This window comes from Thermomonas sp., assembly GCF_029945965.1.
Taxonomy (GTDB): domain Bacteria; phylum Pseudomonadota; class Gammaproteobacteria; order Xanthomonadales; family Xanthomonadaceae; genus Thermomonas.
On the sequence record NZ_JAQSDO010000015.1, the window covers coordinates 778,846 to 805,312 of the forward strand.

The window sequence follows — 26,467 nt, forward strand, 5'->3', positions numbered from 1 at the left end:
GCGCATCAAGCCCCGGATGGTCCGTGTGCCCCGTGCGCATCACTCAAGGAGTCATGTTCGTGCGACAAGACTTCAGCCACTGCTTCGGCATCCTTGTGCGCGCTGCGCCCGCGTTCCGCATAGAACTCGTCCGGCTTGCGATCCAGCAGGTCATACACCACCGGGATCACCAGCAAGGTCAGCAGGGTCGATACCAGCAGGCCACCGATGACGGTGATGGCCATGGGCGAACGCACTTCCGAGCCTGCCCCGAACGCCAGCGCCAGCGGCATGAACCCGAACAGCGCGGTCATCGTGGTCATGACGATGGGCCTAAGGCGCGAACGCGCGCCTTCCACCAATGCGGTGCGTTTGGCAACGCCTTCCTCGCGCAATTGATTGACCTTGTCGACCAGAATGATCGCATTCTTCACCACCAAGCCGACCAGCAGGATCAGGCCTATGAACACCACCACCGATGCCGGCGAGTGGGTCACCAGCAAGGCCGCCACCGCGCCAACCAGGGCCAACGGGATGGTGAACAGGATCACGAACGGATGCAGCAGCGATTCGAACTGCGAGGCCATCACCAGGTAGACCAGGAAAATGGCGAGGCCAAACGCGAACAGCAATGAGCGGATCGATTCGTCGAGTTCCTGACCCTGGCCGCCGATATGCATGTTGGTATCGGTGCCAATCGGATTCTTGGCCACCATTGATTCGACTTCACGGATCGCGTTGCCCAGATCGATATCACGCAGGTTAGCCGATACGATCGCTACGCGGTGCTGGTCGGCGCGATGGATCTCACTGGGGCCTGTCGTGGAGATCACTTCGGCGACCGACGCCAGTTCAACCGGCGCGCCACGACCCGGATTGACGATCAAGCGGCGGATGTCATCGAGTGATGCGCGATCTGATTCCTGCGCACGCACCAGCACGTCGATCTTGCGATCTCGGAAGCTGTAGCGGGTGGCCACGTTGCCGCGCACCTTGTTGACCACCACGTCAGCGATCTGGCGGGTGGTCAGCCCTAGTGCCGCCGCGCGTTCCTGGTCGAACACGATCTGGATCTCGGGGAAGCCCTGCTCCACCGTCGATTTCACGTCGGCGTAGTGCGCATTGGCGCGCAGCATCTTCGCCAGGCGACCACCGGCGGCGCGCAGGGACTCCAGGTCGTTGCCTTCCACTTCGATTTCCAGTGGTGGCGACAGGCTGAACAGCTCTGGGCGGGCGAAGTCGACCTGCGCAGCCGGATACGCCTGCATGGTCTTGCGGAGTGCTTCGGTAAGCGGGCCTTCCGCATCGTTGTTCGTCATCACCACCGACAGCTTGCCGATGTTCTCGCCGCTTTCTGTCGGGCTGGCATCCAGCCGCGTGCCAGTACCGGACACGCCATACAGCACGCGCACGCCCGCGTCCTTGGCATGCGCGGCTTGCACCGCACGCATCACGGTATCGGTCTGTGCAAGTGGTGTGCCTGGTGGCAGCTTGGCGGTCATCTCGAAACGATCCTGCGCGAACTGCGGGATCAGGTCGGTGCCCAGCAGCGGCACTGCGAGTATGGTGAGCGCGAATGCAATCGCGGCGATCGCAAGCACCGGTACCGGCCGCGCCAATGCGGCTGGCAGTACACGCATGTAGCCGCGTTCAGCACGATGGTAGGGCGACATCGCCAAGTCACTGGCCTTGCGCATCACTGGGCTGACAACCGCCGTGATCGCGCGCCAGATGCGTACGACAGCCCAGGCAATGCCGAAGAAGATCCCGCGGAAGAATGCACCGATGCCACGACCACCGAGGGCGACGGGTTTTTGCCAGCGGTTGCCCGGCACCCAGCGGTCATGCGCCGGTTCTTCCGGGAAGCCCAGCGGCGGCCGACCTTTGAGTGCACTCAGCATCGGGATCAGGGTCATCGCCACCACCAGTGACACCGCAATCGCGATCGCCACGGTCAACGCCTGGTCACGGAACAGCTGGCCGGCGATCCCCTGCACGAACACCAGCGGCAGGAACACCGCAATCGTGGTCAGGGTCGAGGCAACTACCGCCATGCTGACCTCACGTGTACCGGTAATTGCGGCATCCAGGATTCCCAAGCCTCGCTCACGCGCCTTGGCGATCGATTCGAGCACGACAATCGAGTCGTCCACCACCAAGCCGGTAGCCAGCGCCAACCCGCCCAGCGACATCACATTGAGGCTCAGCCCCAACCGGTCCATGAAGAAGAACGTGGCGATGATCGAGACCGGCAACGACAAGCCGATCACGAACGTGCTCCAGGCATCGCGCAGGAACAGGAAGATGATCAGGATCGACAGTAACCCGCCGATGATGCCATCACGTTTGACCTCGTGGATGGCGTTGCGGATGAACACCGACTGATCATCAATCGTGGTCAGTTCGATGTCGCCTGGCAGCTTGTCGCGGATGTCCTTGAGCTTGGCTTCCAGCGCATCCGCGGTCGACACCGTATTGGCATCGCCTTCCTTGTAGATCGCCATCTCGACGGCCTCGCGGCCGTCCAGGCGGATGATCGCCTCGCGCTCCTTGTAGCCTTGGCGCACCTCGGCCACGTCCTTCAGGCGCAAGGCCATTCCGCCGGCGGCAGCGCTGCTGCCACCGCTGTTCTGCTGCGACAAGGCTGCCATCACGCTTGCATCGCCGCTGGCCGCGGCTACCCGCATCGCCTGGTCGGACCCGCTGTTGCTGGCCGCCGCTGCACGCGTGGTCAACAGCATGTTGGCTATTTCGTCGACCGTCGCGAACTGGTTGACCGTGCGCACCAGGTAGCGCTGCGAGCCTTCCTCCAGGCGTCCGCCGGAGACATTGATGTTCTCCTGCTGCAGACGCTGCACCACGTTGTCCAGTGTCAGACCGAGTTGCGCGAGTTTGTGCTGGTCGATATCGACCTGGACCTCGTCTTCAAGGCCACCACCGACCTTCACCGCGGCCACGCCATCGACGGTCTCGAGCTTGCGCTTGAGATCGTCGTCGGCGAACCGGCGCAGTTCCATCAGCTGGCGGATTGCATCGGCATCGCTGCCAGCTTTTTTCGGCGACAGCGCCAGCCGCATGATGGGCTGCGTCGACGGGTTGAAGCGCAACAGCACCGGCGGCTTGGCTTCCAGCGGGAACTGCAGGGCTTCCATCTTGTCGCGCACGTCCAGGCTGGCCTGGTCCATGTCGGTGCCCCAAGCGAACTCCAGCACCACGTCGGACTGGCCCGTACGCGAAACCGACTTCAATTTGCGCAGGCCCTTGACTACACCGAGCGCTTCTTCCGCAGGCTGGCTGATCAGGGTTTCGACTTCCGCCGGCGCGGCGCCGGTGTAATCGGTGCGCACGGTCAGCGTGGGATAACTCAGGTCCGGCAACAGGTTGACCTTCAAGCTGCCCAACGCGATCAATCCGAACAGCACCAAGGTGACCGTCATCATCGCGATGGTGACGCGCCTGCGGGTGGAGAATTCGACCAGGTTGAAACCGACCGGTGCGGCCAGCGGATCGTGCGCGCCGGCCGGCACATGCTTGCCGGACGAACTCATTGCGCAGCCTTCGCCGGCGCCGCATCGGCATCAGCGGCCGCTTCAGCTGGAACAGGCGCAGTGCCCGCGGCGATCACCTGCACCACGCTGCCTTCACGCAAGGCCGACTTGCCTGCGATCACCACTGGTTGGCCTTCCTTCAGCCCAGCGAGCACTTCCACCCACTCGCCATCGATGTTGCCGAGCTTGAGCGTGATGCGCGTCGCCTTGTCGGCGCGCACCGTATACACCGCCGGCTCGCTGCCATCTTCCAGCAATGCGCTGCGCGGAATCACCAACGCATTGGCACGCTGGTCGTAGTTGATCCGGATGCGCGCGAACATGCCCGGCTGCAGCACACCACCGCCATCGAACGCGCACACCACGCGGAACGTGCCGCTGCCTGAATCGACTACGGGCGATACGCGGTCGATACGGCCTTCGAAGCTCTTGCCCGGTAGTGCATCCACCACCAGTTGCACGGATTGCCCGGCCTTCAGCGTTTCGATTTCGCGTTCCGGCGCGTTGAGCGTGGCTTCAAGCCGCGAGACATCAACGATGCGCATGAGCGGCGTGTTGATCTGGACCAGATTACCCGGCTTGATCGAGCGCTCGGCGATCACGCCGGAAATTGGTGCCTTCACGGTCGTGTAGGACAGTTCAAGGCGTGCAAGGCGATTCGACGCGCGCGCGTTTTCCAGGTCGTAGCGCAACGTGTCAAGATCATTCGCGCTGACCATCTTCTGGCTGGCCAGTTGCTGCGCGCGCGCGAAGTTCGCCTGCAGCTTGCGTACCTGAGAGTCGCTTTGCGCAACCTGCAAGGTGGCGCGGTCGGAATCGATCCGCACCAGGGTCTGGCCGGCGCGCACCTGCTGGCCAACTTCGGCGAACACCTGCAATGCAATACCCGAGGTCTTGGCCACGACCTGCGCCTCGCCACGCGCTTCCAGCGCAGCAGTGCCGTTATAGCTGGCAGCAATCGAACGGCGGCTGGCCTTGGCGACTTCAACCGGAACGGCTTCGGGCCCCTTGTCGGCGGCGCTCTTGCCGTTCTTGTCCATGCCAGTCCCGCCTCCCTTGCATGCGGAAAGCGCCAGAACCAGCGTGAGCATCCCGATGCGGGTCAGTGAAAGAGAGCGGCCAGCGCGCGTCGCGGTGGTCGGGGTCGTATCTTGCATGCGGGAAGAACCTGATTGGTGTTGTAGTCAAGTATGTCACCTCGGCCTGCACGCAATCCATGCGCCGAAGGTCATGGTCATGCATCCATACGCAGCGCAGCAACCGATAGATGCAACCGGATTCAATCCGGGCTGGAGCATTCCCGACATGTCGCTATACTTGCCGGATTGCGTGCCGCCCAGGCGGCAATACCACTGAACCGTGCACTCCGGAACCACGACACCATGATGCGAATGTCATCGATCGCCGCTTCACTTGCCCTGGTCATTGCCGCATCCGCCGCCATCGCGCAGGACGCCCAACCCCCCGCAACCGAAGCTGCGCCTGCGGTCTCTTCGCCAGTCGCGTCTGCGCCAGCCGCAGAAGCAGCACCTGCGCCAGTAAGGCCCGCCGCGCTGGTCGGCGATGCCTCCCGCGGCAAGAGCCTGACATTCACCTGCCGCGGCTGCCACGGCGTGACTGGATACAAGAATGCGTATCCGAGCTACCACGTGCCCAAGCTCGGCGGCCAGTCGCAGGTCTACCTCAACAATGCCTTGCACGAGTACCGCCAGGGCAAGCGCAAACATCCGACCATGCAGGCCCAGGCAGAGAGTTTCTCGGAGCAGGACATCGCCGATATCACCACCTACCTGTCCAGCATCAAGTGAGCCGCAGCATGACGACCAAGACCAAGACCCAGGTGATCCTGCTCGCCATCGCCTGTTCGCTGGCGCTGTCCGCCTGCGGTGGCGAGGAAAAAGCCGCTGAAGGCCATGGCGCCGAAGCCAAGCTCACCTCGTCTTCCGCTGGCCTTCCGAACGGCGATATTGCTGCCGGCAAGGTGCTGGCTTCGACAAAGCGTGCATCCGGCCAGGCCTGCGTGGATTGCCACGGCGCCGAAGGCAATGCACCGATCGATGCCAGTTATCCGAAGCTGGGTGGCCAGTATCACGACTACCTTGGGCACTCGCTGCAGGCGTATCGCTCGGGTGATCGCAGCGGCAGCCCAACCACCGACCTGATGGCCAGCCAGGCCAAGGAATTGACCGACCAGCAGATCGCCGACCTGGCCGCCTATTTCAATAGCGTGCATACGGAATTGCGCGACCTGCACAACGCCAACTGAGCCAGTCCGGCGATGCAATGAAAAGGGGCCGCCAGGCCCCTTTTCATTGGCGAAATCTGGCGAAATCTTCATCAGCCGGAATCCGGAACCTGCTAGCGACATCCCTCGGGATGTCGCATCGCAACCTCAAGGATTCGCCAGTTTCACGCTGCCATTGTCTTCCTGCAATTCCGGCTTGAACGGAATGTCCGGGGGCGGTCGTGCACGCGCCGGCTGTTCGTTGACATCATCGTCGACCGGCATGCAACCGCCACCAAACTGCAGCAATGACACAACGCACTCCAGGCGCTTGCTGGTGCCGGGAATCGGAATCGATACCTGCTTGATGCCCTTGCGTACCCATTCCTCAAGCAAGTTGCCTTGGGGAATCCAGTAGCGGTCGAAGCGCGTGCCACGATACTCAAGCCCCGGGCGTTTCAACCAGGTGCCCTCGCGGTCGATGTCTATGCCGCTTTGCTCGGTCCATTTGTCGGAAAGTCGCGGACTGCCGTCGCTGTTGAACAAGCCGGGTTCGCCATTACCTTTTCCATTGCGCCCCTTGCCCGTGCCCTTGCCCTTGCCTGATCCATTGCTGGTACCGGCACCAGCGATATTGCGGTTGGATGCGCCCCAATCATCGCTTTTCGTCGCACCCGGCCATCCACCCGCTGCAGGCTTGCTGGCCGGCCCCGCACCTGTGCCAACCGATGCCACGCCACGCCCGCCTTGAACTGCTGGCTGTGTACCCTGCCCGTTACCGGAAGGCAATGTTCCTGCCGCAGGTGCATTGCCATGCTCACCACCTGCTCCAGCCGCCGCGCTGGCCTGTTGGGCTAGCCCGTTCCCGGATTGCGTGGAAGGCGTGGGCGCGCCACCCGGCGGCATCGGGATATCAGTGACCTGCCCGCGCATTTGTGGGACCTGCACGCTGCTGGTGGCCTGAGTGGGCAATGCACGCGCCGGCAATGTCGCCATGCGCTGCGGTTCCGGTACTTCGATGTCCTGGACCTGTTGCTGCAGTTGCGGCGCACGCAGATCGGCCTGTACTTCACGCGGCTTGAGCGTGCGTACCGGTTGCGGCTTCAAGGTGGCAATGGCTTCCACTTGTTGCACGGGCTGGGCCTCGCGCAACTGGACTTGAGGCAACTTCAGTTCACGCGGCTTCGGGGGTGGCAACTGGAAGGACTGCGGCTCGGCCACGCGCACTTCGCTGACCTGCAATGGCTGCGCCGCTTCTGCTGCAGCTGGTGGTGGCAGTTCGCGCACGCGTTGCGGCGCCACACTACTTGCGCTCACCTGCGGCGGCTGCGGCACGGGAACGGATGCGATCGGTGCATCCGGCCTGCCAGTCGCAGGTGCCGGGGTCGCCGCGCGGGTCGCTGGAGCGGCGGCGGCTGAGGCGGATTCAGCACCAGCATTGGCCAACGCACCACCACCTTCGGCAATGTTGCCGCGTCCGATGAACTCGACCTGCACCGCCTCGTCGCCCTCCTCTGGAGGTGGCGGCGACATCATGAAATGCAGGTACATCAGCCACAGCAGCAGGCTGACAAGGATCAGGTGCAGGAAAATATCGACAGCGCCCGCACCGATGCGCATGGCACGCTCATCACGCGGATCCGGTTGCCATTGCTGGCGCAACAGGCTGGAGATCGCCTGCCAACGACCCAGTGGCGCGGGGCGGCGTGGGATTGGCCGCAACGGCCGTTGCACCATCGCAGCCACCAACGATGGCGCCGGCGCGCCTTCTGCATGCGCATCCAGCAATGGCATCGCGTCCAGCCACTGTTGCCATCCGGTTGGCAGCGCGCCTGGTGTCGTGCCTGCTGTATCGGGTCGAATCGTCAGCCGCGCGCGTCGTTGATTGATCGCAGCGATGACGTCGGCGGATGTCGTCACGCGTGGGGAATCCGCTCAGTCCGCTGCATAAGGTGAAGTATTCGCCTCACCTGCCGCGCTATCGCGCGTCATGTAGGGTGCATCACCGCTGGCATGGTCGGTTGCATCGCGCACCGCGGTCACCCCGGGGACTTTCTCCAGCAAGGTTTTCTGGATGCCCTGCTTCAAGGTGACATCGGCCATGCCGCAGCCATGGCAGCCGCCGCCAAAACTCAGCACGACAACGCCATCGGCGGTGATTTCCTGCAAGCTCACATTGCCCCCGTGCTGCGCCAACTGCGGATTGATCTCATGTTCGATGGTCCAGCGCACGCGCTCGACCAGCGAGGCTTCCGCGCCAGGCACCTGGCCCTTGATCTTCGGGGCACGTATTTGCAACTGGCCGCCGGTGGCCTTGGCTTCATAGTCGATCTCGGCGCCATCCAGGAACGGCACACTCGGCGCATCCAGCCATAGAGTGAAACCTGCGCAGTCAATCGCCCATTCGTCGCCCTGCAGGTCGCTTGGTTCGGCGAACTCCAGGCGCACGTCGGCACGCGGCGTACCCGGATCGTTTGCGGCGAGACGCACACCCAAGCCTGGCAGGGCTTCGCGTTCGATCAGTTTGCGGAAATGAGCCTGCGCGGATTCTGATATCTGGATCATGCGGCTATTCTAGTCCAGCCACGCCATCGCCCGGAGCCATCGTGCTTCGTCCACACTCTCGCCAGGGTTCCGGTTCAGCGCCCACACTGCAGGAGATCCATATGTCCGACCTCGTTCCGCTCGCCCACGCACGCTGCATGCCACGCCGCGGCAGCGAACACCGCCTGACCGACGCCAGCATCCGCGAGCTGCTGTCGCAGCTACCCGACTGGGAACTTGCCGAGAACAGCCACGCCGTGACCCGCACGTTCAGCTTCAAGGATTACTACAGGACGATGTCGTTCGTGAACGCACTGGCGCACATCGCCAATGCGGAAGATCATCATCCCGACCTGTCGGTCCACTACGATCGCTGCGTGGTGCGCTTTTCCACCCACGACGTGGGCGGGCTGAGCGAAAACGACTTCATCTGTGCGGCGAAGGCGGACCAATTGGCAGGCTGAGCCCCGTGCCTTCGGTGCAACCCACACCTAACCCAGTCGATCCAGCGCCTCGATCAGGTCCGGCGCCAGCGGTGCATTGAGCAGATACGGCGCCTTGCCGGCATCCAGCGAAAACTCCAGGGTCGAGGCATGCAGGAATAACCGGCGCAGGCCGACTTGCTCGCGCAGCCGCTTGTTGGCTGCCTCGTCGCCGTATTTGTCATCGCCCGCCACCGGGTGACCGATATGTTGGGCGTGCACGCGGATCTGGTGGGTGCGCCCGGTTTCGATGCGCACTTCGCAATAGCTTTGCCCGCCGCGCCGCTCCAGTACCTTGAAATGGCTCTTCGATGGCTTGCCGTTGGCGTTGACCTGGACATGTCGCTCGCCACCCTGGCGCAGGCCGACATGCAAGGGCGCATCCACCGACATCAATCCGTCCGGCATGCGCCCGGAAAGCAGGGCCAGGTAGCGCTTGCGGATGCCGGCACCATGGTCCTCACGTAGTAATGCCTGCAACTCGATCAGCGCCGAACGCTTCTTCGCGATAATCAGCAGACCCGAGGTGTCACGGTCCAGTCGGTGCACCAGTTCCAGAGACTCCTTGGGCCGCAAAGCGCGTAACGCTTCGATCGCGCCCCACGAAATGCCGCTGCCACCATGGCTGGCCAACCCCGAAGGCTTGTTCAGCGCCAGCAAGCGGAAATCCTCGAAGACAATGGCTTCGGTCAGCGCATCCAGAAGACCCTGTGGCGCCTTCTTGTCGCCATCTTCGGTTATTTCGATGCGAACGGGCGGGATCCTGATCTGATCTCCCTCTTCCAGGCGGCGATCCGCCTTGACCCGCCCGCCATTGATGCGTACCTGCCCGCTGCGTACCAGCTTGTAGACGAGGGACCGGGGAGCACCCTTGAGGTAGTTCAACAGGAAATTGTCCAGACGCTGCCCTTCGCGGTCTTCGGAGACCCGGTAGTTGCGGGCGCTGCCGGCGGCTCGATCGTCGTTTTCTGAATGGGTCATAGTAATCGTGATCTGATACACTCGCCGAGCGAGATAAGGGTTTGATTCCGCAGGAAGTTGCCCCGGCCAAAAGCCGGTCTTCCTTCGTTCCGGAACAGTTCGTTGCCACCGCCCCCGGGGCGGCCATGTTAACGACTGTACGGCAAGCCCGGCCTTCGCCGGACGCTTTGGTGTTCGTGCTTACGCTGAACAATGTCCCGAGTGACCGGCCCCAGGCTGCTGTCACCGGCCCTGCAACACGGAAGGAACACAAGCGCTCCCGCGGCCTGCCGTGGTGTCGTAGCGCTGGAAGACTAGAAGCGACACGGCGGCGCACTGCGCGGCTGCGGCGCTTGCGGTATCCAGAGGCGATACGCCCCATGGCGTTGCCGCGTCCCTGCCCAAGCGGGCGGAGCGCGCGAGGAACGCACAATGAAGCGAATGCTCATCAATGCCACGCAGGCGGAAGAACTGCGCGTGGCGACGGTCGACGGCCAGAACCTGTACGACATCGATATCGAACAGCCGTCGAAGGAAAACAAGAAGTCCAACATCTACAAGGGCCGCATCACCCGGCTGGAGCCGTCGCTTGAAGCGGCTTTCGTCGAATACGGTGGCGACCGTCACGGCTTTTTGCCGCTGAAGGAAATCTCCCGCGACTACTTCCAGGCCGGCGTTGACGCCAACAAGTCCACGCTGAAGGAACTACTGCGCGAAGGCCAGGAAGTCGTGGTCCAGGTCGACAAGGAAGAACGCGGTAACAAGGGCGCTGCCCTGACCACGTTCATTTCGCTGGCCGGCCGTTACATGGTGCTGATGCCGAATTCACCGACCGCCGGTGGTGTATCCCGCCGGATCGAGGGCGACGACCGTGCCGAGTTGAAGAAAGCGATGGATTCGCTGGCGATCCCGGACGAGATGGGCGTGATTATTCGTACCGCTGGTGTTGGCCGCGATGCCGAAGAACTGCAGTGGGACCTCGACTACCTGCTGTCGATCTGGCGTGCAATTGCCGAGGCCGCGCTGACCAAGCCTGCTCCGTTCCTGATCTATCAGGAATCGCGGCTGATCGTGCGCGCCCTGCGCGACTACATGCGTAGTGATGTCGGCGAGATCCTGGTCGACACCCCGGAGATGTATGAAGAAGCGCGCGAGTTCGTCGAACAGGTGATGCCGCATAACCTGCGCAAGCTCAAGCACTACACCGACGACACCCCACTGTTCAACCGCTTCCAGATCGAATCACAGATCGAAGGCGCCTATGAGCGCACCGTGCGCCTGCCCTCCGGCGGCGCGCTAGTGATAGACCAGACCGAAGCGCTGACCGCGATCGACGTCAACTCCGCGCGCGCCACCAAGGGCGGCGACATCGAGGAAACCGCGTTCAACACGAATCTGGAGGCGGCTGAGGAAGTCGCTCGCCAGCTGCGCCTGCGCGACCTCGGCGGGCTGGTGGTGATCGATTTCATCGACATGGCGTCCAACAAGCACCAACGCGATGTCGAGAACAAGCTGCAGAACGCGCTGAAGTACGACCGCGCGCGCGTGCAGATCGGCCGCATCTCGCGCTTCGGGCTACTCGAAATGAGCCGCCAGCGCCTGCGCAACAGCCTGGGCGAAGCCAGCCAGATTGTCTGCCCGCAGTGCGAAGGCCATGGCCGCATGCGCAGCATCGAATCGCTGTCGCTGTCGATCATTCGCGTGGCCGAAGAGCACGCGATGAAGGACAACACCGGCCAGGTACTGGTGCAGGTCCCGGTGGAAATCGCCAACTTCCTGCTCAACGAAAAACGCGGTGCGCTGCGCGAGATCGAACAACGCCATGACGCCCCGATCGTGATCGTGGCTGATGAACAACTGCACACGCCGCACTACGAAGTGACCCGCATTCGAGAGAATGAGATGGGCGAGGAGACCGCGCGTCCGAGCTACCAGCGTGGCACACCGCGCAAGGTCGCGACGATTGCACTCAGCAAGGCCCAGCTGAATATTCCGCCACTACCGGCAGTGACCAAGGTCAGTCCCGCGCAGCCTGCGCCGTTGCGCGATCCCAAGCCGATGCCGGAAGAACAGGCGCGTCCGGCACCTGCTGTCGAAGCCGCATCAACCCCGGTCCAGGCCGGTGGCGTGATCGGCTGGCTGCGCGGCTTGTTCGGAGCCAGCCCGGCAACCACCGAGTCGCCAGCTAGCGATGATTCCAAGGGTGGACGCCGTGAGGGTCGCAGCAGCAACAGTCGCCGTGATGGTCGTGACGACCGCGGTGGCCGTGGCGGCCGTGGTGGCCGGGATCGTGACAGCAATCGGCGTGGTGGTGGCGCGCAGGACGAAGGCCGTGGTGGCAAGCAGGCCGAGGCGCAGAAGCAGGCCCAGCCGGAAGCCCGCCAGCCGAAGCAGCCGCGCAACGAAAAGCCTGCCAAGCAGGACAAGCAGCAAGACAAGCAACAAGACAAGCAGCAATCGCAGAAGCAGCCTAAGCAGGAACGCACGAAGCAAGACCGTCAGGAACGGCAGGACAAGTCGAAGGCCGAAACTCCCGCCGTCGTGGAGGACGTTGTCGCCACCAGTGCCGTGCTCGCCAACGAGGCAAGCTCAGCGACGCCGGCAGAGACTCCTGCAACCGACAACCAGGCGCAGACCCAGCCGGTTCAAGCGGAGGCTAAACAACAGGATGATGGCAACAACGACGGTGAAGGCGGCAGCAAGCGTCGTCGTGGCCGTCGTGGTGGCCGCCGTCGCCGTCGTGGTGGTGATGCCGCCGAAAACGCCAGCGAAACGACGCACGACCAGGACGCGCCGGCCGATGAAGTGCTGAATGCCGACGGCTCCCAGCCCGAATTCGATTTCGACGATATCGAAGCGCCCGCACCCAGGGTACTGAAGGTTGCCAGCGCCGAATTGGCAACGGCCCAGGCTGTCGACGCGGAAGTGAAGGCGGAAGCGCCCTCGCCTTCAGTGGCTCCCACTGCCGCTGTTGTTGATGCCAAGCCGGTCATCGAAGCCAGCACGCACGCACCGGAAGCCGAGTCGGAGGCCGCTGCAGCAGCTGTTGCGAATGCGGTCGAAGCACCCGTCAACACCAATCAGGTCATGGTCGAAGCGAAGATCGAAGAAGCTCCACACGCATCTACCCAGCTGGAAACGTCCGTTGCCGATGCTGCAGAGAACGTCGTGCCAGAACCAGTCACCGAAGTCGTGTCGAAACCTGCCGCGGATCAGGCGGCTGAAGTCACGCTGGTCGAGTCCAAGCCAGCCGAACTCGAAACTGCCCAGACACTGGATGCCGCCAACAGCCGCGCCGAACAGCTGCGTGGCCTGTTCGACACTGCACGGGTCAGCAGCGACGGCACCGATGCACCGCTTGCGGCGAATACCGAAAGCCAGGCTCCTGAAACCGAAGAAGCCACCCGCAACGCCTGAAGTGGCTTGATCCGTGTACGCCGTCAGTGCACGGCGTATGCGGCATCGACCAGCCCGTACTGACTGATCAGGCGGGCCAGGGCGATGTTGTCGCGCACCGCGAGTTTTTCGAACAAGCGCGATTTATGCGTGTTGATTGTCTTCGCACTCAAGCTGAGATGCTTGGCGATAGCTTCCTGGCGCATGCCTTGGTTGAGCAGCAAGGCCACTTCCATCTCACGCGGCGTCAATGCATCGAACGGCGATGCCTGGTTGCCGCTGATGCCAGACAGGGCCATCCCTTGCGCAATCGCATTGGCCAGGTATTTCTTGCCGCGCGACACATCGCGGACGGCCCGCAGCAGTTCATCGGCGTCGCAGGCCTTACCCACATAACCCGAGGCGCCCGCTTCCAGCAGGCGACGCGGCATCGGTCCATCTTCAAGCACGGATACCACGATTACCCGGGTTCCAAAGTCGCCGCGCACCACACGCTCGGTCACCTCCAGCCCACTGATCCCGGGCAGGTGCAGGTCGCACAGGACAACGTCGGGTTTCAACCTGCGGATCTGCGGCAAGGCATCCTCGCCGGTCTCGGCTTCGCCGATCACCTCGATGTCGGCCGCCTGCTGCAGGGTGAGACGCAGCCCGGTTCGCACCAGTGCGTGATCGTCAACGATAAAAACCTTGATCCCCATGACTACTCCCCCCCGTTCGTGATGGGGACAAGCTACGCCGCAGGATGCCTGACGCCAAGACGGGAATGCCGCACTGTCGGGTAGGAAAAGTCCTACGGGCAGTAGGTACGAGGAAAAATTTGGCGGAAGCGGTGAGATTCGAACTCACGGTGGGCTCACACCCACGGCAGTTTTCAAGACTGCTGCCTTAAACCACTCGGCCACACTTCCGTGGCACGGATTGTCGCATGACTCCTTCGAATTTCAGGAGTTCGACAGATCGGCAGGATTGCCGATCTGGACAGCCTTAGGCTGCCCGCGTAGCGGGCGAGGGCCATGGATGGCCCGAATCTATCTCACCGCTTCAGCCAAGTTCTTGCTTCGAACATCAGGCCTCGCTGGCCACGACTTGCTTCGCAGTCTTCGGATACACCCCGCCCGGGCACTCCGCGCATTCAAGGCTCGCTTCTTCCAGCATCCGCGGCAGTTTCTCCGCCAGGAAATCGATGAAAACCCGCACCGCCGGCAACAGTCCGCGGCGCGAGGCGAATACAGCATGTGCGATGCCCTGCGGCAGCCGCCATTGCGGTAGCACCACCTCAAGCTCGCCACGACGCACGGCATCCGCGCAGACGGTTTCCGGCAACAAGGTGATGCCGATGCCGTCGCGGGCCATTGCCTGCATCATCGGGAAATCAAAGCCGGTAATCCTTGGCTGCAGTTCGACCCTGCGCACGTCTCCATCCGGACCATGCAGATCCCAACGCTGGCGGGCCTCGTCCTCGCTGATGCTCAGGGTGACGTGGTCGGCAAGTTCTTCCGGCGTGGTTGGGCGCCCAGCCCGTTTCAGATAACTCGGGCTCGCCACCAGCAGCTCCTGGATCTGGCCGAAACTGCGCATCACCAGGCTGCCATCATCGTCCAGCTTGCTGCGCACGCGCAGGGCCACATCAATGCCTTCGTTGATCACGTCCACGCGGCGGTTACCGACGATCAGTTGCAGGCGCACCTTCGGATACAGGGCCATGAACTCCGGCAGCAGCTTCGGGAACTGCTGCTGGGCCATCGACACCGGCACGCTCACGCGCACGCTGCCGCGCGGCTCTGCGCTCAGGCGATCCACCGCTTCGCGCGCGGCCTGCGCCTCGGCAAGCATCGATTGCGCATGCCGGTACACGCTGTTGCCGACATCGGTCACTGAAAACCGGCGGGTCGAGCGCTGCAGCAGACGCACACCCAGTTCGGCTTCCAGAGAACTGATCCGCCGGCTCAAGCGCGACTTGGGAATGCCCAGCGCGCGCTCGGCCGCGGCAAATCCGCCGTGGTCGACCACGACAGCGAAGTAATACAGATCGTTGAGGTCATTCATGCTTCAGGCAATCCGCTCGACGCCACCCATGTACCCGCGCAGCGCCTCCGGCACATCGATGCTGCCATCAGCGTTCTGGTAGTTCTCCATCACCGCGATCAATGCGCGGCCGACTGCAACGCCGGAACCGTTGAGCGTGTGCACGAGTTCCGGTTTGCCGGTGGCCGGATTGCGCCAGCGTGCCTGCATGCGACGCGCCTGGAAATCGCCACAGTTCGAGCACGATGAGATCTCACGATAGCTGTCCTGCGAGGGCAGCCATACTTCCAGGTCATAGGTCTTGATCGCGCCGAAGCCCATGTCACCGGTGCACAGCAGCACCTTGCGATACGGCAGGCCCAGCGATTCCAGCACGACTTCCGCGCAACGGGTCATGCGCTCGTGCTCGTCGGCGGATTCCTCGGGCGTGGCAATACTGACCAGTTCGACCTTCTCGAACTGGTGCTGGCGGATCATGCCGCGGGTGTCGCGGCCATGGCTGCCGGCTTCGGCGCGGAAGCACATCGAGTGCGCGGTCATTCGCAGTGGCAGGCGTTCGGCATCGAGAATTTCGTCACGGACGATATTAGTCAGCGGGACTTCGCTGGTAGGGATGAGATAGCGCCGGTGCGCCGCTTCACCATCGCCAACCTCCGTCGCGAACAGGTCGTCCTCAAACTTCGGCAATTGACCTGTGCCTCGCATCGAATCGGCATTGACCAGCAGCGGCACGTTGGTTTCTTCGTAACCGTGGGTGTCGGTGTGCAAATCGAGCATGAACTGAGCCAGCGCGCGATGCAGACGTGCCAGCTTCCCGCGCAGCACGGTGAAACGTGCGCCGCTGATCTTGGCGGCCGTATCGCCATCCAGCCAGCCATTGCGCGCGCCCAGCTCGACATGGTCCTTGACCTCGAAATCGAACGCGCGAGGGGTACCCCAGCGGTGCTGCTCTATGTTGTCGGCTTCATCCTTGCCGACTGGCACCGATGCATCCGGCACGTTCGGAATGCCGAGTGCGATCGACTCGATCTCGGCGCGGAGTTCGTCCAATCGAGTTTCCGATACTTTCAACTCGTCGCCGAAGGCGGCGACTTCTGCCTTGATTCCCTCGACCTGTGCCGCGTAGAAATCAGCTTGATCGTAATCTTCCTCGGCAATGTGGCGCGTTGCGCGTCCCATCAGCTGACCAATTTCCTTGGATTTCGAATTACGCAAACTCTGCAATTCCTGGGTTCGCACCTGGATGTGCTTGCGCTCTGCCTCCAGCGACTCGATCCGCGAGACGTCGAGTTCGAAGCCGCGGCTGACGCGCAGGCGCTCGGCGAGTTCGGCGGGGTTGTTGCGCAACAGGGCTGGATCAAGCATGGATGGGTCTTGAAGCGAATGAACGCGCATTATCGCCCGTGCCGCCATCTGATGCAGATCCCTGCATCGCATTCGCTGGCGCGTTGACATCGCTATGCCAGAATGCGGCCATGGCCGAACCGCATCCCCTCATTAAATCCTTGTTGTCGCCCCGTAATCTGAAGCTGCTGGCGGTCGCTTTCGGCGTCGGCCTGCTGCTGTTCCTGTTCCTGTGGCTGGACCAGCGCAACGACACCGATTTCTTCAAAGCCAGCGGGACCGGCGCAAGCTCGGGCGAAGATGCCGGCTTGCCCGCGCCATTGCCTGCTGACGTGGCCAGCGACGACCAGAATGCAAGTGGCCTGACCTTGCCGCCGCCAGGCCAGCGGCCAGGCATCCCGGCCGGGGATCAACCGCGCATCATTGAACCCGCATCGCCAGCTGCGCCTTCGATGCCACCGTCGGTAGCACCCTCCTCAAGTGCGCAAACCATCGCTGGCAACAGCGCCATGCCAGTGGCGATAAGCCAGCCGCCTCCGAGTTATCCGCGTGAGGCGCAGCGCCGCGGCATTGGCGGAACCGTACGCGTGCAGGCAACGGTCTCGCCCGACGGCAGCGTGGATCGAATGGAAGTGGCCGAATCCAGCGGCAACCGCTACCTGGATCGGGCAGCGATGGAAGCCGTGCGCCGCTGGCGGTTCAAACCAGCCATGCGCAATGGCCAGCCGGTCTCGGCGACGGTGGTGATTCCACTCGAATTCAATCCGAACTGATAAGCCCGGATTTCCGCGGCAGGCTTCCAAGCCACGCTAACCAGCCTGCCGGGATAAAACGCAATTCAGCGATTCGCCGCATTGCCATTTTCAAGCATCGCGCAGCGCGAATCCCGTATCGCGCGCCAGGTCATCGAAGCCGGGGAACGACGTCGCAACGTTGGCGACATCGCCAATCGACACCTCACCATCGGCCAGCTGCGCCGCCACCGCGAATGCCATTGCGATGCGGTGGTCACCATGGCTCTCAACGGCGCCGCCATGCAGCTTGCCGCCATGAATCGTTGCGCCATCCGGGGTTTCATCGACGCGGATGCCGAGCGTGCGCAGGCCAGCCGCCATCACCGCGATGCGGTCAGATTCCTTGACCCGCAATTCAGCGGCACCGCGCACGCTGGTCGTGCCTTGCGCACAGGCTGCGGCCACGAACAGGACCGGGAACTCATCGATCATGTCCGGCACGAGCTCGACCGGCACCTCGATCCCGTGTAATGGCGCATGGCGAACGCGCAGGTCGCAGACCGGCTCGCCACCCTGCACGCTTGCCGTTTCTTCGACGATGTTGGCGCCCATCATCCGCAACACGTGCAGCAGCCCGGTCCGGCGCGGATTCATGCCGACTTGCCGCAGCACAAGATCCGAGCCCGGCACTAGCGTGGCCGCGGCCAGGAAAAACGCTGCGGATGAAAAATCTGCAGGCACATGCACCTCGGTGCCATGCAGGGTTGCATCACCGCGGATCGTGGCAACACCCGGCGCGAATTCGCAGGGAGCACCGAACGCAGTGAGCATGCGCTCGGTGTAGTCGCGGGTCGGATGCGATTCGCTGACGCGGGTTTCGCCATCGGCATACAGACCGGCCAGCAGCACCGCCGACTTCAACTGGGCGCTCGCCACCACCAGATCAATGTGCGATCCACGCAGGGGTTGGTCACCATGTATGCGCAACGGTGCACGTCCATCGTTCGAATCAATATGTGCGCCCAGCGCTGCCAACGGATCGATCACGCGCCGCATCGGCCGTTGCGACAGCGAGGCGTCGCCGACCAACGTGCTGTCGAACGCCTGCCCTGCCAGCAAGCCGGTCAACAAACGCATCGCGGTGCCGGCATTGCCGCAATCAAGCGGTTCCTGCGATGCCTGCAAGCCATGCAGGCCAACGCCATGCACGATCCGCACGCCATCGCTGGGCGCCTCGATATGCACGCCGAGCTGGCGGAAGATTGCAGCAGTGGCGCGGGTATCCTCGCCTTCGAGGAAGCCGACAATACGGGTCACGCCTTCAGCAATCGCGCCCAGCATGATCGCGCGATGGGAGACCGACTTGTCGCCGGGAACAATCACTTCACCCTGCAATGCGCTGCCCGGTCCGGCGATCCAGCCAGCAACCGGCGTCATGCCAGCACCTCGTCCAGTGTCGCCAGCAGGCGTTCGTTCTCGGGTGCGGTGCCCACGGTAATCCGCAGGTACTCGCCCAGTCCGTAACCGCCCATCGGACGCAACACCACGCCACGCGAAACAAGGCCGGCCTCGACCTGCGCTGCCCGTTCGCCGAATGCCACCAGCAAAAAATTTGTCTGCGATGGCGATACATGCAATCCACGTTCGCGCAATCCATTCGACAGGGCTTCGCGTTGCGCAGCATTGCCGGCGATTGATGCCTGCAGGTGCGCGCCATCACCGAGCGCGGCTTCCGCTGCGGCCAAGCCAAGTGCATTGACGTTGAAGCTTTCGCGCACTCGTTCCATCAACGTGATCAGCCCCGGATCCGCAATCGCAAACCCCACCCGCAGGCCTGCAAGCGCATATGCCTTGCTGAAGGTGCGGGTGACCACCAAATTCGGATAGCGTTCGACCAGCAGCAATGCGCTGGCGTAATCCGGCGCGGTCACGAACTCGGCATAGGCTTCGTCCACCACCACGATCACGTTCGTCGGCACCGAGGCCATGAACGCGGCGAAGGCATTCGCAGCAAACCATGTCCCGGTCGGATTGTTGGGATTGGCCAGGTACACAAGTTTGGTGCGTGGCCCGATTGCCGCGCCCAATTCAGCAAGATCGTGGCCGTGCTGCATCGCATGTCCACGCGGCAAGGCTGGTGCTGGGCGGAAACTGGCACCCGCCGCCTGAGCAGCCAGCGCATACACCGCGAACCCGAACCTGGATGCCACCACTTCATCACCGGGGCCAGCAAACACCTGCGCTAACTGCATCAGCAATTCGTGCGAGCCATTGCCAAGCAGCAGGCGCGAGGTCTCGATGCCGTGGAATGTCGCTAGCGCGCGTTTGAGATCGCCACCCAGCGGATCCGGATAGAGGTGGATGCCGGCCAGCGCATCGACGATGGCATCCCGCGCGCGCGGACTGGCGCCGTAGGGATTTTCGTTGGATCCGAGTTCGACCAACTGCGTCTGCGCGGTCTGCGCGAAACGGCGGCGCAGCGACACCAGGTCGTGGCCGGGATCGTAAGCGCGCAGTTCACGCACACCTGGCCGCGCAAGGCATTCGAAGTCAACCATTTAAAAAAAAGAACCTGATGTTCGAAGCGTCGCGAGCGATGCGCAATCGCGCGACGCCGGAACGCAGGAACCGGAGTGTATGTGCGAATACATGAGGATTCCGAGTACCGCCGGCGCGCGAGTGCGTGAGCGCAGCAGCTTCGAATACAGGTTCACAGGATCGCCACTGGATAGGAACCCAACACCCGCACCTCATCGCCCTTTTCGCCGATCTCCGCCAGTGCATCCTTCAACGGCGATTCGTCGCAATGCCCGGCAACATCGATGAAGAATGCGTACTGCCACAAGTGGCCATGCGCGGGACGCGATTCGATCCGGTTCATGCTGATGCCGCGTCGCGCCAGTGGCTCCAGCACGCCATACAGTGCGCCAGGGCGGTCATGGATGAATACCAGCAGCGAGGTGCGGTCATGGCCTGAGGATGGGAACGATTGACGGCCCACCACCATGAAGCGGGTGGTGTTGTCGCTGCGATCCTCGATCGGCCCGGCGATCTTCTTCAAACCGTAGACATGCGCGGCCGACTCACCCGCGATCGCGGCGGCATCATCGGCTTTGCGCGTACGCCGCGCTGCCTCGGCATTGCTGGAGACGGAAATACGTTCGATGTGCGGCAAGTTCGCGCGCAGCCAGCCCGCACACTGCGCCAACGACATCGGATGCGAATAAATCCGGTCCACATCCTCGATGCGGCCCGTGCGCGACAACAGGAACTGGTTGATCCGCAGCTCGACCTCGCCACAGATCCGCAGCGGCGAAGTCAGGAACAGGTCCAGGGTCATCTGGATCGTGCCCTGCCCCGAGTTTTCCACCGGCACCACGCCGAAATCGGCATCGCCCGCGGCCACGGCCTCAAACACTTCTTCGATGCTCGACAGCGGTAGCCCGTGCGCGGAATGGCCGAAGTGCTTGTGCACCGCCTGCTGGCTGAAGGTGCCCTCAGGCCCGAGATACCCGATTTTCAGCGGCTCCTGCTGGGCCAGGCAGGCCGACATCACTTCGCGAAACAGCCGCACCAGCACTTCATCGGCGAGTGGGCCGTCGTTGCGATCCACCACCCGACGCAGCACCTGCGCCTCGCGCTCCGGGCGGTAGTAATCAACCGCTGCGGCCAGTTTGCCCTTGGCCTTGCCGACCTGGTGGGCCCATTGCGCGCGCTGTGCGATGAGCTCCTGGATCTGACGGTCGATACCGTCGATCTGCTCGCGCACCTGGCCCAGGTCGGGTTTCGCCTCGCTGGCCTTCTCGTCTTTTTTCTTAGCCATGACCGGACTGGAACGCTCGCATGAAATCAGCCAATGCCTGCACACCCGCTTCCGGCATCGCGTTGTAGATCGAGGCGCGCATACCACCCAGCGCGCGATGGCCCTTGAGGCCGATCAGGCCGGCGGCCTTGGCTCCGGCCAGGAATTCCTTGTCCAGAGCCTCGTCGTGCAGGAAGAACGGCACATTCATGCGCGAGCGCACTTCTGCCGTGACTTCATTGCGGAAATAGCCACCCGAGTTGTCGATTACGTCATACAACGCCGCCGCCTTGCGCGCATTGCGGATGGCGAATTCGGTCACACCGCCTTCGTCGAGCATCCACTTCACGGTCAGCCCGAGCATGTACCAGTTCCAGCTGGGTGGCGTGTTGAGCATGGACTCCGCTTCGAGCTGCTTGCGATAGTCGAAGATGTCCGCGCGCGGCTGGCCTTCACGCGCCAGCAGGTCGCGGCGCACGATGACTACCCCGATACCAACTGGGCCGAGATTTTTCTGCGCACCGGCATAGATCACGCCGAACTTCGAGATGTCCAAAGGCTCGGAGGCGATCGAGGAACTGAAGTCAGCGAACAACGGCACGTCGCCTGTCTCCGGAATATCGCGGAACTCGACGCCGTGGATGGTTTCATTCGCGGTGATGTGGACATAAGCCGCGTCCTTCGACAACGACCAGCCGCCGCGTGCGGGAATCGCGCGGTAGCCATCGGCTTCGCCACTGGCCGCGATGTTGACCACCACGCCGGCCCTGGCCTGCTTGAGCGCGGTCTTGCCCCAGTGACCAGTTACCACGTAGTCGACGGTCTGGCCCGGGTTGGCGAAGTTGAGCGGCAGCAAGGCCTGGGTCGTGGTCGCGCCGCCAGCGGTAAACAGCACCGCGTAATCGTCCGGAATCGACAGCAAGCTGCGCAGGTCGGCCTCGGTCTGCTGGGCCACGCCGATGAACTCCGGGCCGCGATGGCTGAGCTCGACGATCGATGCGCCGGCATCGCCGAATTCCAGCATCTGTGCTTGCGCCTGGCGCAGGACGGATTCGGGCAGGGTGGCGGGACCGGCACTGAAATTGAACGCACGCGACATCGTCAGGCTCCGAAAATCATGGGAACCCGCAGTATGCCGCAGCGCAGCATCGTGCGCTCGGAGGTTTCCGTCGAAACTTTCGCAGCCGGCAGAAGCTCTGGCGATATCTTCAGAACTTTTCGCCAAGCACCCGCCGGATCTCGCTTTCGATCGGATCCTTGAACATCGCGGCCAGGAAACCGAGCTTGGCATGCACGTGCAGGTCCTTGGGCCCCAACTCGATGTGTCCATCCACGCCGGAGCGCGAGAAGTTCAGCACGTCGCCCTCCCACTCGCACGTCATGTGGAATCGCTCGGCCAGTTTGTGCGCCACTTCCTCTACCGTCTTGCGGGCCTTGGCCTTGGGCATGGAATGGGGATGGTGGATATCGATGCGGGACATGGGCGATGCCGAGGCGGCTGGAGTTGCCGCATTGTGCCGGGCAGCGCCATCCACGACCAGCCATAACCATTTGCGGGCGAGTCATCAAAACGGCGCGCGCATGCTAGATTTCCGCCGATGAATGAATTGCGTCTGCGTTTCTGCGATGGCGAACAACCTGACCTGGTGCTTGGCGCCGGGCTGCATGCGCTTGGTCGGCTACCGAACGGGTTGGGCCCGGTGGATGCCGAGCAGCCCTGGCTGCTGCAGTTATGCAACGACCGGCGCGGCATCTGGCTGACCGTGGCCGATGACCTGCGCGGCGTGCACGTCAATGGCCGCCCGGTCCAGCATGTGGCCATGCTGCGCGCCGGCGACAGCATCCATGTCGATGGCGGTGAGTTGCTGCTGACGGCCGCCAACGACCCGGGCAAGGTCTTGCCCACGGCCAATGGCCAGCGCGACATGGCCGCGACCAGCCTGCGCCTGGTCCTGCGTGGCATCGGTGGCCAGCACCATGGTCGCAGCATCAACCTTGAACAGCCGCGCCGGATCGGCCGTGGCAGCGATGCCGACATCCGCATCGAAGGACAAGGCATCGTCGAACGCCATGCGCTGATCGAGGCCGTCAATGGCCAGGCCGTGCTGCGCGATGCGCAGGCCGATGTCATGGTCAATGGCCACCGCACCCGCCAGGCCGTGTTGCAGGCCGGCGACCAGATCGCCTTCGACGTGCAACATCGCTTTGTTGTCGAAGGCCCACCGCCTCATGCCATAGCCGGCAATACCGCGATGCATTCGCATTCCGGGTATGCCGATGATGCCGAAGAACGTCCGTACATTCCGCGTCGAAGCTGGCTGGTGCGCATGCCCTGGCTGCTGCTCGCCGCGATCCTGCTCGCCGCGGCGCTGTCCGGTTTGTTGCTGTTCGGCGCGCGTTGACGCGTTGACCCAACCTTCCCGACCAGCCTGAATTCAATCGATCTGGAACGGATCCTTCTCGCCTGCGAACAATCGCGCCATGGCCACCGATTCGTTGTGGCGGATGTCGGCCAGGAACGCTTGCGCATCGTCGAGTCCCGCAAACGCCTCGAAACCGCGCTCCAGGAAGACCTGCAATTCGCCCAAGCCCGCCGCTTTGGCCGGCACCCGCGACAGCTTGAGCAACATGCTGACCCCGGGCATGCGCAAGGCAGACGCCAGCCCCTGTCCGACATGGTCGATCAGTTCGATCTGCCGCATGCGCAACCGCCGCAGCCCCACCTCACGGTAGGCCTTTGCATACAGGGCCTCATCGATCCTGCGACGGCGTGGCGCAAGCCGCTGCAGCGCTTGTGCCATGCGCAGGTCGAGTGCATGGGTCAACGCGCCCAGCTCGATGCCATCGGCCACCGTGGCCACCAGCGCGGACGGCAGCAGGCGCTGCATCATCGGCATGACCTTGGCGATGTCCGCATCGCGCTGGCTGAAATCACGGTCGCCGTAGACATCGCTGAGGAAGAAATTCGCGGCCGGTCGGCGCGCCGGATCCTGCAGGAATCGCGCAAAACTGCGTTCCAGCCGTTGGGTTTGCCAAGCCTGGACGGGTTTCAGCCAGCGCAACCGGTTGCGCGGCTCCCGTTGTGGATCGTGCACGGCCTGGTGGGATGCAAGCCGACGCGACAGGCGGGCAGCGGGATCGGTGACAGCAGCTTTGGTTTGTTCGATGGTGCGAACCATGGCATCAGTGTCCGCAGCATTCGGCATCGACGCAATACTCGATAACGCTCCGTTACACTCGGGCTCGATTCAATCCGACTCCAGCGGACTCCAGCGGACTTACCCCTGATGCTTTCATTGCACGCCGCCGAAACGCGCCGCAAGCGTGGCCAGCCCCCCAAGATCGGGCTGGCCATTGCCGGAGGCGGACCCATCGGCGCGATGTACGAACTGGGCGCGCTACGCGCGCTGGACGAAGCCTGCGACGGCCTGGACCTGACCCGCCTGGATTGCTACGTGGGCGTGAGTTCCGGGGCGTTCTTCGCCGCCGGCCTCGCCAACCGCATGGATACCGCCGAGTTGTGCCGGATCTTCATCAGCGGCGATAGCCAGGATGTGACCTTTCGCCCGGAAACCTTCCTGCGGCCGGCCTTGCTGGAATACATGCGCCGCGCCGCCTCCATCCCCAAACTCACCGCCCGACTGACCCGCGACTTCTGGTTTGGGCACGGCGATTCGCGCTGGTCGGACCTGGTCAACCGCCTCGGCGGATTGGTGCCGACCGGGCTGTTCGACAACGCCGAAGTAGAACGCTTCCTGCGCGGCGTGTTCACCCACGGTGGCCGCACGAATAATTTTCGCAAGCTCGATAGCGCGCTGTATGTGATCAGCGTGGACCTCGACAGTGGCGAAGCTGTGCGTTTCGGCGACAAGGATTGGGACGACGTGCCTATTTCGCAGGCAGTGCAGGCAAGTGCTGCCCTGCCCGGCCTTTACCCGCCAGTCAAAATGCTCGACAAGAGCGGGCGTGTCCGCCACTTCGTCGATGGCGCATTGCGCCGAACCATGCATGCCTCGATCGTGCTCGACCGCGGCGTCGACCTGATGCTCGGCATCAATCCTCTGGTGCCGTTCAATCCCGGCAACGATGCACAGGAGGTCGCCCAGGCGCATCGCTTCAGCCACCGTCGCATCGCCGACGGCGGCCTGCCGGGCGTGCTTTCGCAGACCTTGCGCACCATGCTGCAGTCGCGCATGCAGGTCGGATTGGCGCGCTACGCGACGCAGTATCCGGATATCGACCAGTTGGTATTTGAACCGAATTCCGACAACCGCGAGCTGTTCTATACCAACGTCTTCAGCTTCTCGGCACGCCGGCGGATCTCACAACTGGCCTACCGGAACACGCTGGCCGACCTGCGCAAGCGCCGCGACGTGCTGGAGCCGATCCTCGCCGTGCATGGCATCAAGCTGCGCGCGGATGTGATCGCCGACAAGCCGCGTTCGATCCTTGCGCACCTGCCACCCAGCCAACGTCGCACCGAAACCACCGCACGGCTCGGACGCGCGCTGGACGAGATCGAACATCGGCTCGGCCTCGCACGCGGCATGGTGTGAATGCTCTAGACAGTGGCGCGATGCTGCTACTCAATCCACACACCGCGCGTCACCGATGACGCCACAAAGGGGACTCATGGCCAAGCTGAAGAAGACTGCACGCAAGAGCGCCACAGGGACTGCAAAGGGATCCACCGCAAAGGAATCCCAAGCCCAGGCCGAGCGCCTAGGCAAGTCGATCACCGAATCCGCTCAACAGATCTGGCTGGCCGGCATGGGTGCGTTCAACCGCGCACAGGCCGAAGGCGGCAAGCTGTTCGAAAGCCTGGTCCGCGACGGCCTGTCGCTGGAACAGACCGCACGCAAGTTCGCCGGCAACCGCGCCGACGTTGTTCGCGACCTAGTCGAAGACCGGGTTGGCCAAGCCAAGGAACGCGCTGCCGACACCTGGGACAAGCTGGAAAGCGTGTTTGAGGATCGCGTGCAGCGCGCCCTTGTGAAGCTGGGCGTTCCCAGCCGCGCGGATCTCAACACCCTGACCGAGCGCGTCGAGCGGCTGACCGCAGAACTGCGCAAGGCCAATGGCAAGCCCGCCGCGACGTCCGCCTCGAAACGGGCCAAGGCCAGCAAGGCGCCGCGCAAGTCCGCAACCAAGGCGGCACCCAAGGCCGCACCGAAGCCGAAAGCTGCTGCAAAGGCACCGGCCAAGAAAGCCCGCAAAAGCGCCGCCAAAAAAACGGCCGCCGCAGAGTAATCGCTAGCAGGGGCAATCCCAATCTGCCCTCGTAGAGCGGGGCTTGCCCCGCTTCGACTACCTAACCCCAGCGCGGCAAGCCGCGCTCTACAACAGCCCGGCCTCCTCCTTGCGCCTGTTCCCATCGTAGAGCGGGGCTTGCCCCGCTTCGACTACCTAACCCCAGCGCGGCAAGCCGC

Annotated in this window: 22 protein-coding genes and 1 tRNA gene; 8 read left to right on the plus strand and 15 right to left on the minus strand. The window is 63.3% G+C overall.

Translation table 11 applies throughout. The features are described from left to right. Nucleotides 1-5 precede the first annotated feature (5 nt). Nucleotides 6-3,527: an efflux RND transporter permease subunit gene (locus PSV05_RS09820; RefSeq protein WP_300064541.1), complete on the minus strand. Its 3,522-nt coding sequence runs from the start codon at nucleotides 3,525-3,527 to the stop codon at nucleotides 6-8. After that, nucleotides 3,524-4,684, minus strand: coding sequence for an efflux RND transporter periplasmic adaptor subunit (locus PSV05_RS09825; RefSeq protein WP_300064545.1), 1,161 nt, complete (start codon nucleotides 4,682-4,684; stop codon nucleotides 3,524-3,526). Before PSV05_RS09825 ends, PSV05_RS09820 begins: the two co-directional genes overlap by 4 nt. Before the next feature lie 228 nt (nucleotides 4,685-4,912). On the opposite strand from PSV05_RS09825, the gene PSV05_RS09830 reads away from it, so the two are divergent. After that, nucleotides 4,913-5,335 (plus strand): cytochrome c, encoded by a 423-nt coding sequence (locus PSV05_RS09830; protein ID WP_300065462.1) that lies wholly within the window; start codon nucleotides 4,913-4,915, stop codon nucleotides 5,333-5,335. Between the two features lie 8 nt (nucleotides 5,336-5,343). Continuing rightward, nucleotides 5,344-5,793: a c-type cytochrome gene (locus tag PSV05_RS09835; RefSeq protein WP_345782251.1), complete on the plus strand. Its 450-nt coding sequence runs from the start codon at nucleotides 5,344-5,346 to the stop codon at nucleotides 5,791-5,793. A 126-nt stretch (nucleotides 5,794-5,919) separates the two neighbouring features. On the opposite strand, the gene PSV05_RS09840 is transcribed toward PSV05_RS09835, so the two are convergent. Together PSV05_RS09840 and PSV05_RS09845 are read right to left on the minus strand one after the other, a co-directional pair. Then, entirely contained in the window at nucleotides 5,920-7,671 is a 1,752-nt protein-coding gene (locus PSV05_RS09840; RefSeq protein WP_300064548.1) for a hypothetical protein, read from the minus strand. A 15-nt stretch (nucleotides 7,672-7,686) separates the two neighbouring features. After that, nucleotides 7,687-8,316, minus strand: a complete 630-nt coding sequence (locus PSV05_RS09845) for an NfuA family Fe-S biogenesis protein (RefSeq protein WP_300064551.1) — start codon at nucleotides 8,314-8,316, stop codon at nucleotides 7,687-7,689. A gap of 101 nt (nucleotides 8,317-8,417) precedes the next feature. On the opposite strand from PSV05_RS09845, the gene PSV05_RS09850 reads away from it, so the two are divergent. Then, entirely contained in the window at nucleotides 8,418-8,759 is a 342-nt protein-coding gene (locus tag PSV05_RS09850) for a 4a-hydroxytetrahydrobiopterin dehydratase (RefSeq protein WP_300064554.1), read from the plus strand. A 27-nt stretch (nucleotides 8,760-8,786) separates the two neighbouring features. On the opposite strand, the gene PSV05_RS09855 is transcribed toward PSV05_RS09850, so the two are convergent. Next, complete coding sequence (locus tag PSV05_RS09855; protein WP_300064557.1) at nucleotides 8,787-9,758, minus strand: RluA family pseudouridine synthase; 972 nt, start codon at nucleotides 9,756-9,758, stop codon at nucleotides 8,787-8,789. Between the two features lie 411 nt (nucleotides 9,759-10,169). On the opposite strand from PSV05_RS09855, the gene rne reads away from it, so the two are divergent. After that, nucleotides 10,170-13,154, plus strand: coding sequence for a ribonuclease E (rne, locus tag PSV05_RS09860; RefSeq protein ID WP_300064560.1), 2,985 nt, complete (start codon nucleotides 10,170-10,172; stop codon nucleotides 13,152-13,154). A gap of 23 nt (nucleotides 13,155-13,177) precedes the next feature. Here the strand turns inward: rne and PSV05_RS09865 are convergent, their stop codons facing one another. The 4 genes from PSV05_RS09865 to serS form a co-directional block, all read right to left on the minus strand. Further along, nucleotides 13,178-13,831, minus strand: a complete 654-nt coding sequence (locus PSV05_RS09865) for a response regulator (RefSeq protein ID WP_300064563.1) — start codon at nucleotides 13,829-13,831, stop codon at nucleotides 13,178-13,180. 120 nt (nucleotides 13,832-13,951) lie between these two features. Further along, nucleotides 13,952-14,041, minus strand: a tRNA-Ser gene (locus PSV05_RS09870). A 157-nt stretch (nucleotides 14,042-14,198) separates the two neighbouring features. After that, nucleotides 14,199-15,179 carry a LysR family transcriptional regulator gene (locus tag PSV05_RS09875; RefSeq protein WP_300064566.1) on the minus strand — a complete coding sequence of 327 codons (981 nt, stop codon included), beginning with the start codon at nucleotides 15,177-15,179 and terminating at the stop codon, nucleotides 14,199-14,201. A gap of 3 nt (nucleotides 15,180-15,182) precedes the next feature. Next, complete coding sequence (serS, locus tag PSV05_RS09880) at nucleotides 15,183-16,523, minus strand: serine--tRNA ligase (protein WP_300064569.1); 1,341 nt, start codon at nucleotides 16,521-16,523, stop codon at nucleotides 15,183-15,185. Nucleotides 16,524-16,633: 110 nt separating this feature from the next. Here serS and PSV05_RS09885 point away from each other — a divergent pair, with 110 nt between their 5' ends. After that, the gene (locus PSV05_RS09885) at nucleotides 16,634-17,275 is read left to right on the plus strand and encodes an energy transducer TonB (protein WP_300064572.1); all 642 of its coding nucleotides are present in this window, start codon (nucleotides 16,634-16,636) and stop codon (nucleotides 17,273-17,275) included. 90 nt (nucleotides 17,276-17,365) lie between these two features. Here the strand turns inward: PSV05_RS09885 and aroA are convergent, their stop codons facing one another. From aroA to PSV05_RS09910, 5 genes are all read right to left on the minus strand, one after another. Next, on the minus strand, nucleotides 17,366-18,673 hold the full coding sequence (gene aroA, locus PSV05_RS09890) for a 3-phosphoshikimate 1-carboxyvinyltransferase (protein WP_300064575.1): 1,308 nt from the start codon (nucleotides 18,671-18,673) through the stop codon (nucleotides 17,366-17,368). Continuing rightward, nucleotides 18,670-19,794, minus strand: a complete 1,125-nt coding sequence (hisC, locus tag PSV05_RS09895) for a histidinol-phosphate transaminase (RefSeq protein ID WP_300064578.1) — start codon at nucleotides 19,792-19,794, stop codon at nucleotides 18,670-18,672. The genes aroA and hisC overlap by 4 nt, the downstream gene beginning before the upstream one ends. Nucleotides 19,795-19,946: 152 nt before the next feature. Next, entirely contained in the window at nucleotides 19,947-21,059 is a 1,113-nt protein-coding gene (gene pheA / locus PSV05_RS09900) for a prephenate dehydratase (RefSeq protein WP_300064580.1), read from the minus strand. After that, nucleotides 21,052-22,137 carry a 3-phosphoserine/phosphohydroxythreonine transaminase gene (gene serC, locus PSV05_RS09905; protein WP_300064582.1) on the minus strand — a complete coding sequence of 362 codons (1,086 nt, stop codon included), beginning with the start codon at nucleotides 22,135-22,137 and terminating at the stop codon, nucleotides 21,052-21,054. Before serC ends, pheA begins: the two co-directional genes overlap by 8 nt. A 109-nt stretch (nucleotides 22,138-22,246) precedes the next feature. Next, nucleotides 22,247-22,519: a polyhydroxyalkanoic acid system family protein gene (locus tag PSV05_RS09910; RefSeq protein WP_300064584.1), complete on the minus strand. Its 273-nt coding sequence runs from the start codon at nucleotides 22,517-22,519 to the stop codon at nucleotides 22,247-22,249. Between the two features lie 117 nt (nucleotides 22,520-22,636). Here PSV05_RS09910 and PSV05_RS09915 point away from each other — a divergent pair, with 117 nt between their 5' ends. Then, a complete protein-coding gene (locus PSV05_RS09915; RefSeq protein ID WP_300064587.1) occupies nucleotides 22,637-23,440 on the plus strand; it encodes an FHA domain-containing protein in 804 nt (267 codons plus the stop codon). A 33-nt stretch (nucleotides 23,441-23,473) separates the two neighbouring features. Here the strand turns inward: PSV05_RS09915 and PSV05_RS09920 are convergent, their stop codons facing one another. After that, a complete protein-coding gene (locus PSV05_RS09920; protein WP_300064590.1) occupies nucleotides 23,474-24,217 on the minus strand; it encodes a hypothetical protein in 744 nt (247 codons plus the stop codon). A gap of 108 nt (nucleotides 24,218-24,325) precedes the next feature. Between PSV05_RS09920 and PSV05_RS09925 the strand changes: the two genes are divergently transcribed. Both PSV05_RS09925 and PSV05_RS09930 read left to right on the plus strand, forming a co-directional pair. Continuing rightward, nucleotides 24,326-25,594, plus strand: a complete 1,269-nt coding sequence (locus PSV05_RS09925) for a patatin-like phospholipase family protein (RefSeq protein WP_300064593.1) — start codon at nucleotides 24,326-24,328, stop codon at nucleotides 25,592-25,594. A 76-nt stretch (nucleotides 25,595-25,670) separates the two neighbouring features. Beyond that, complete coding sequence (locus PSV05_RS09930; protein ID WP_300064596.1) at nucleotides 25,671-26,288, plus strand: phasin family protein; 618 nt, start codon at nucleotides 25,671-25,673, stop codon at nucleotides 26,286-26,288. Nucleotides 26,289-26,467: the final 179 nt, after the last annotated feature.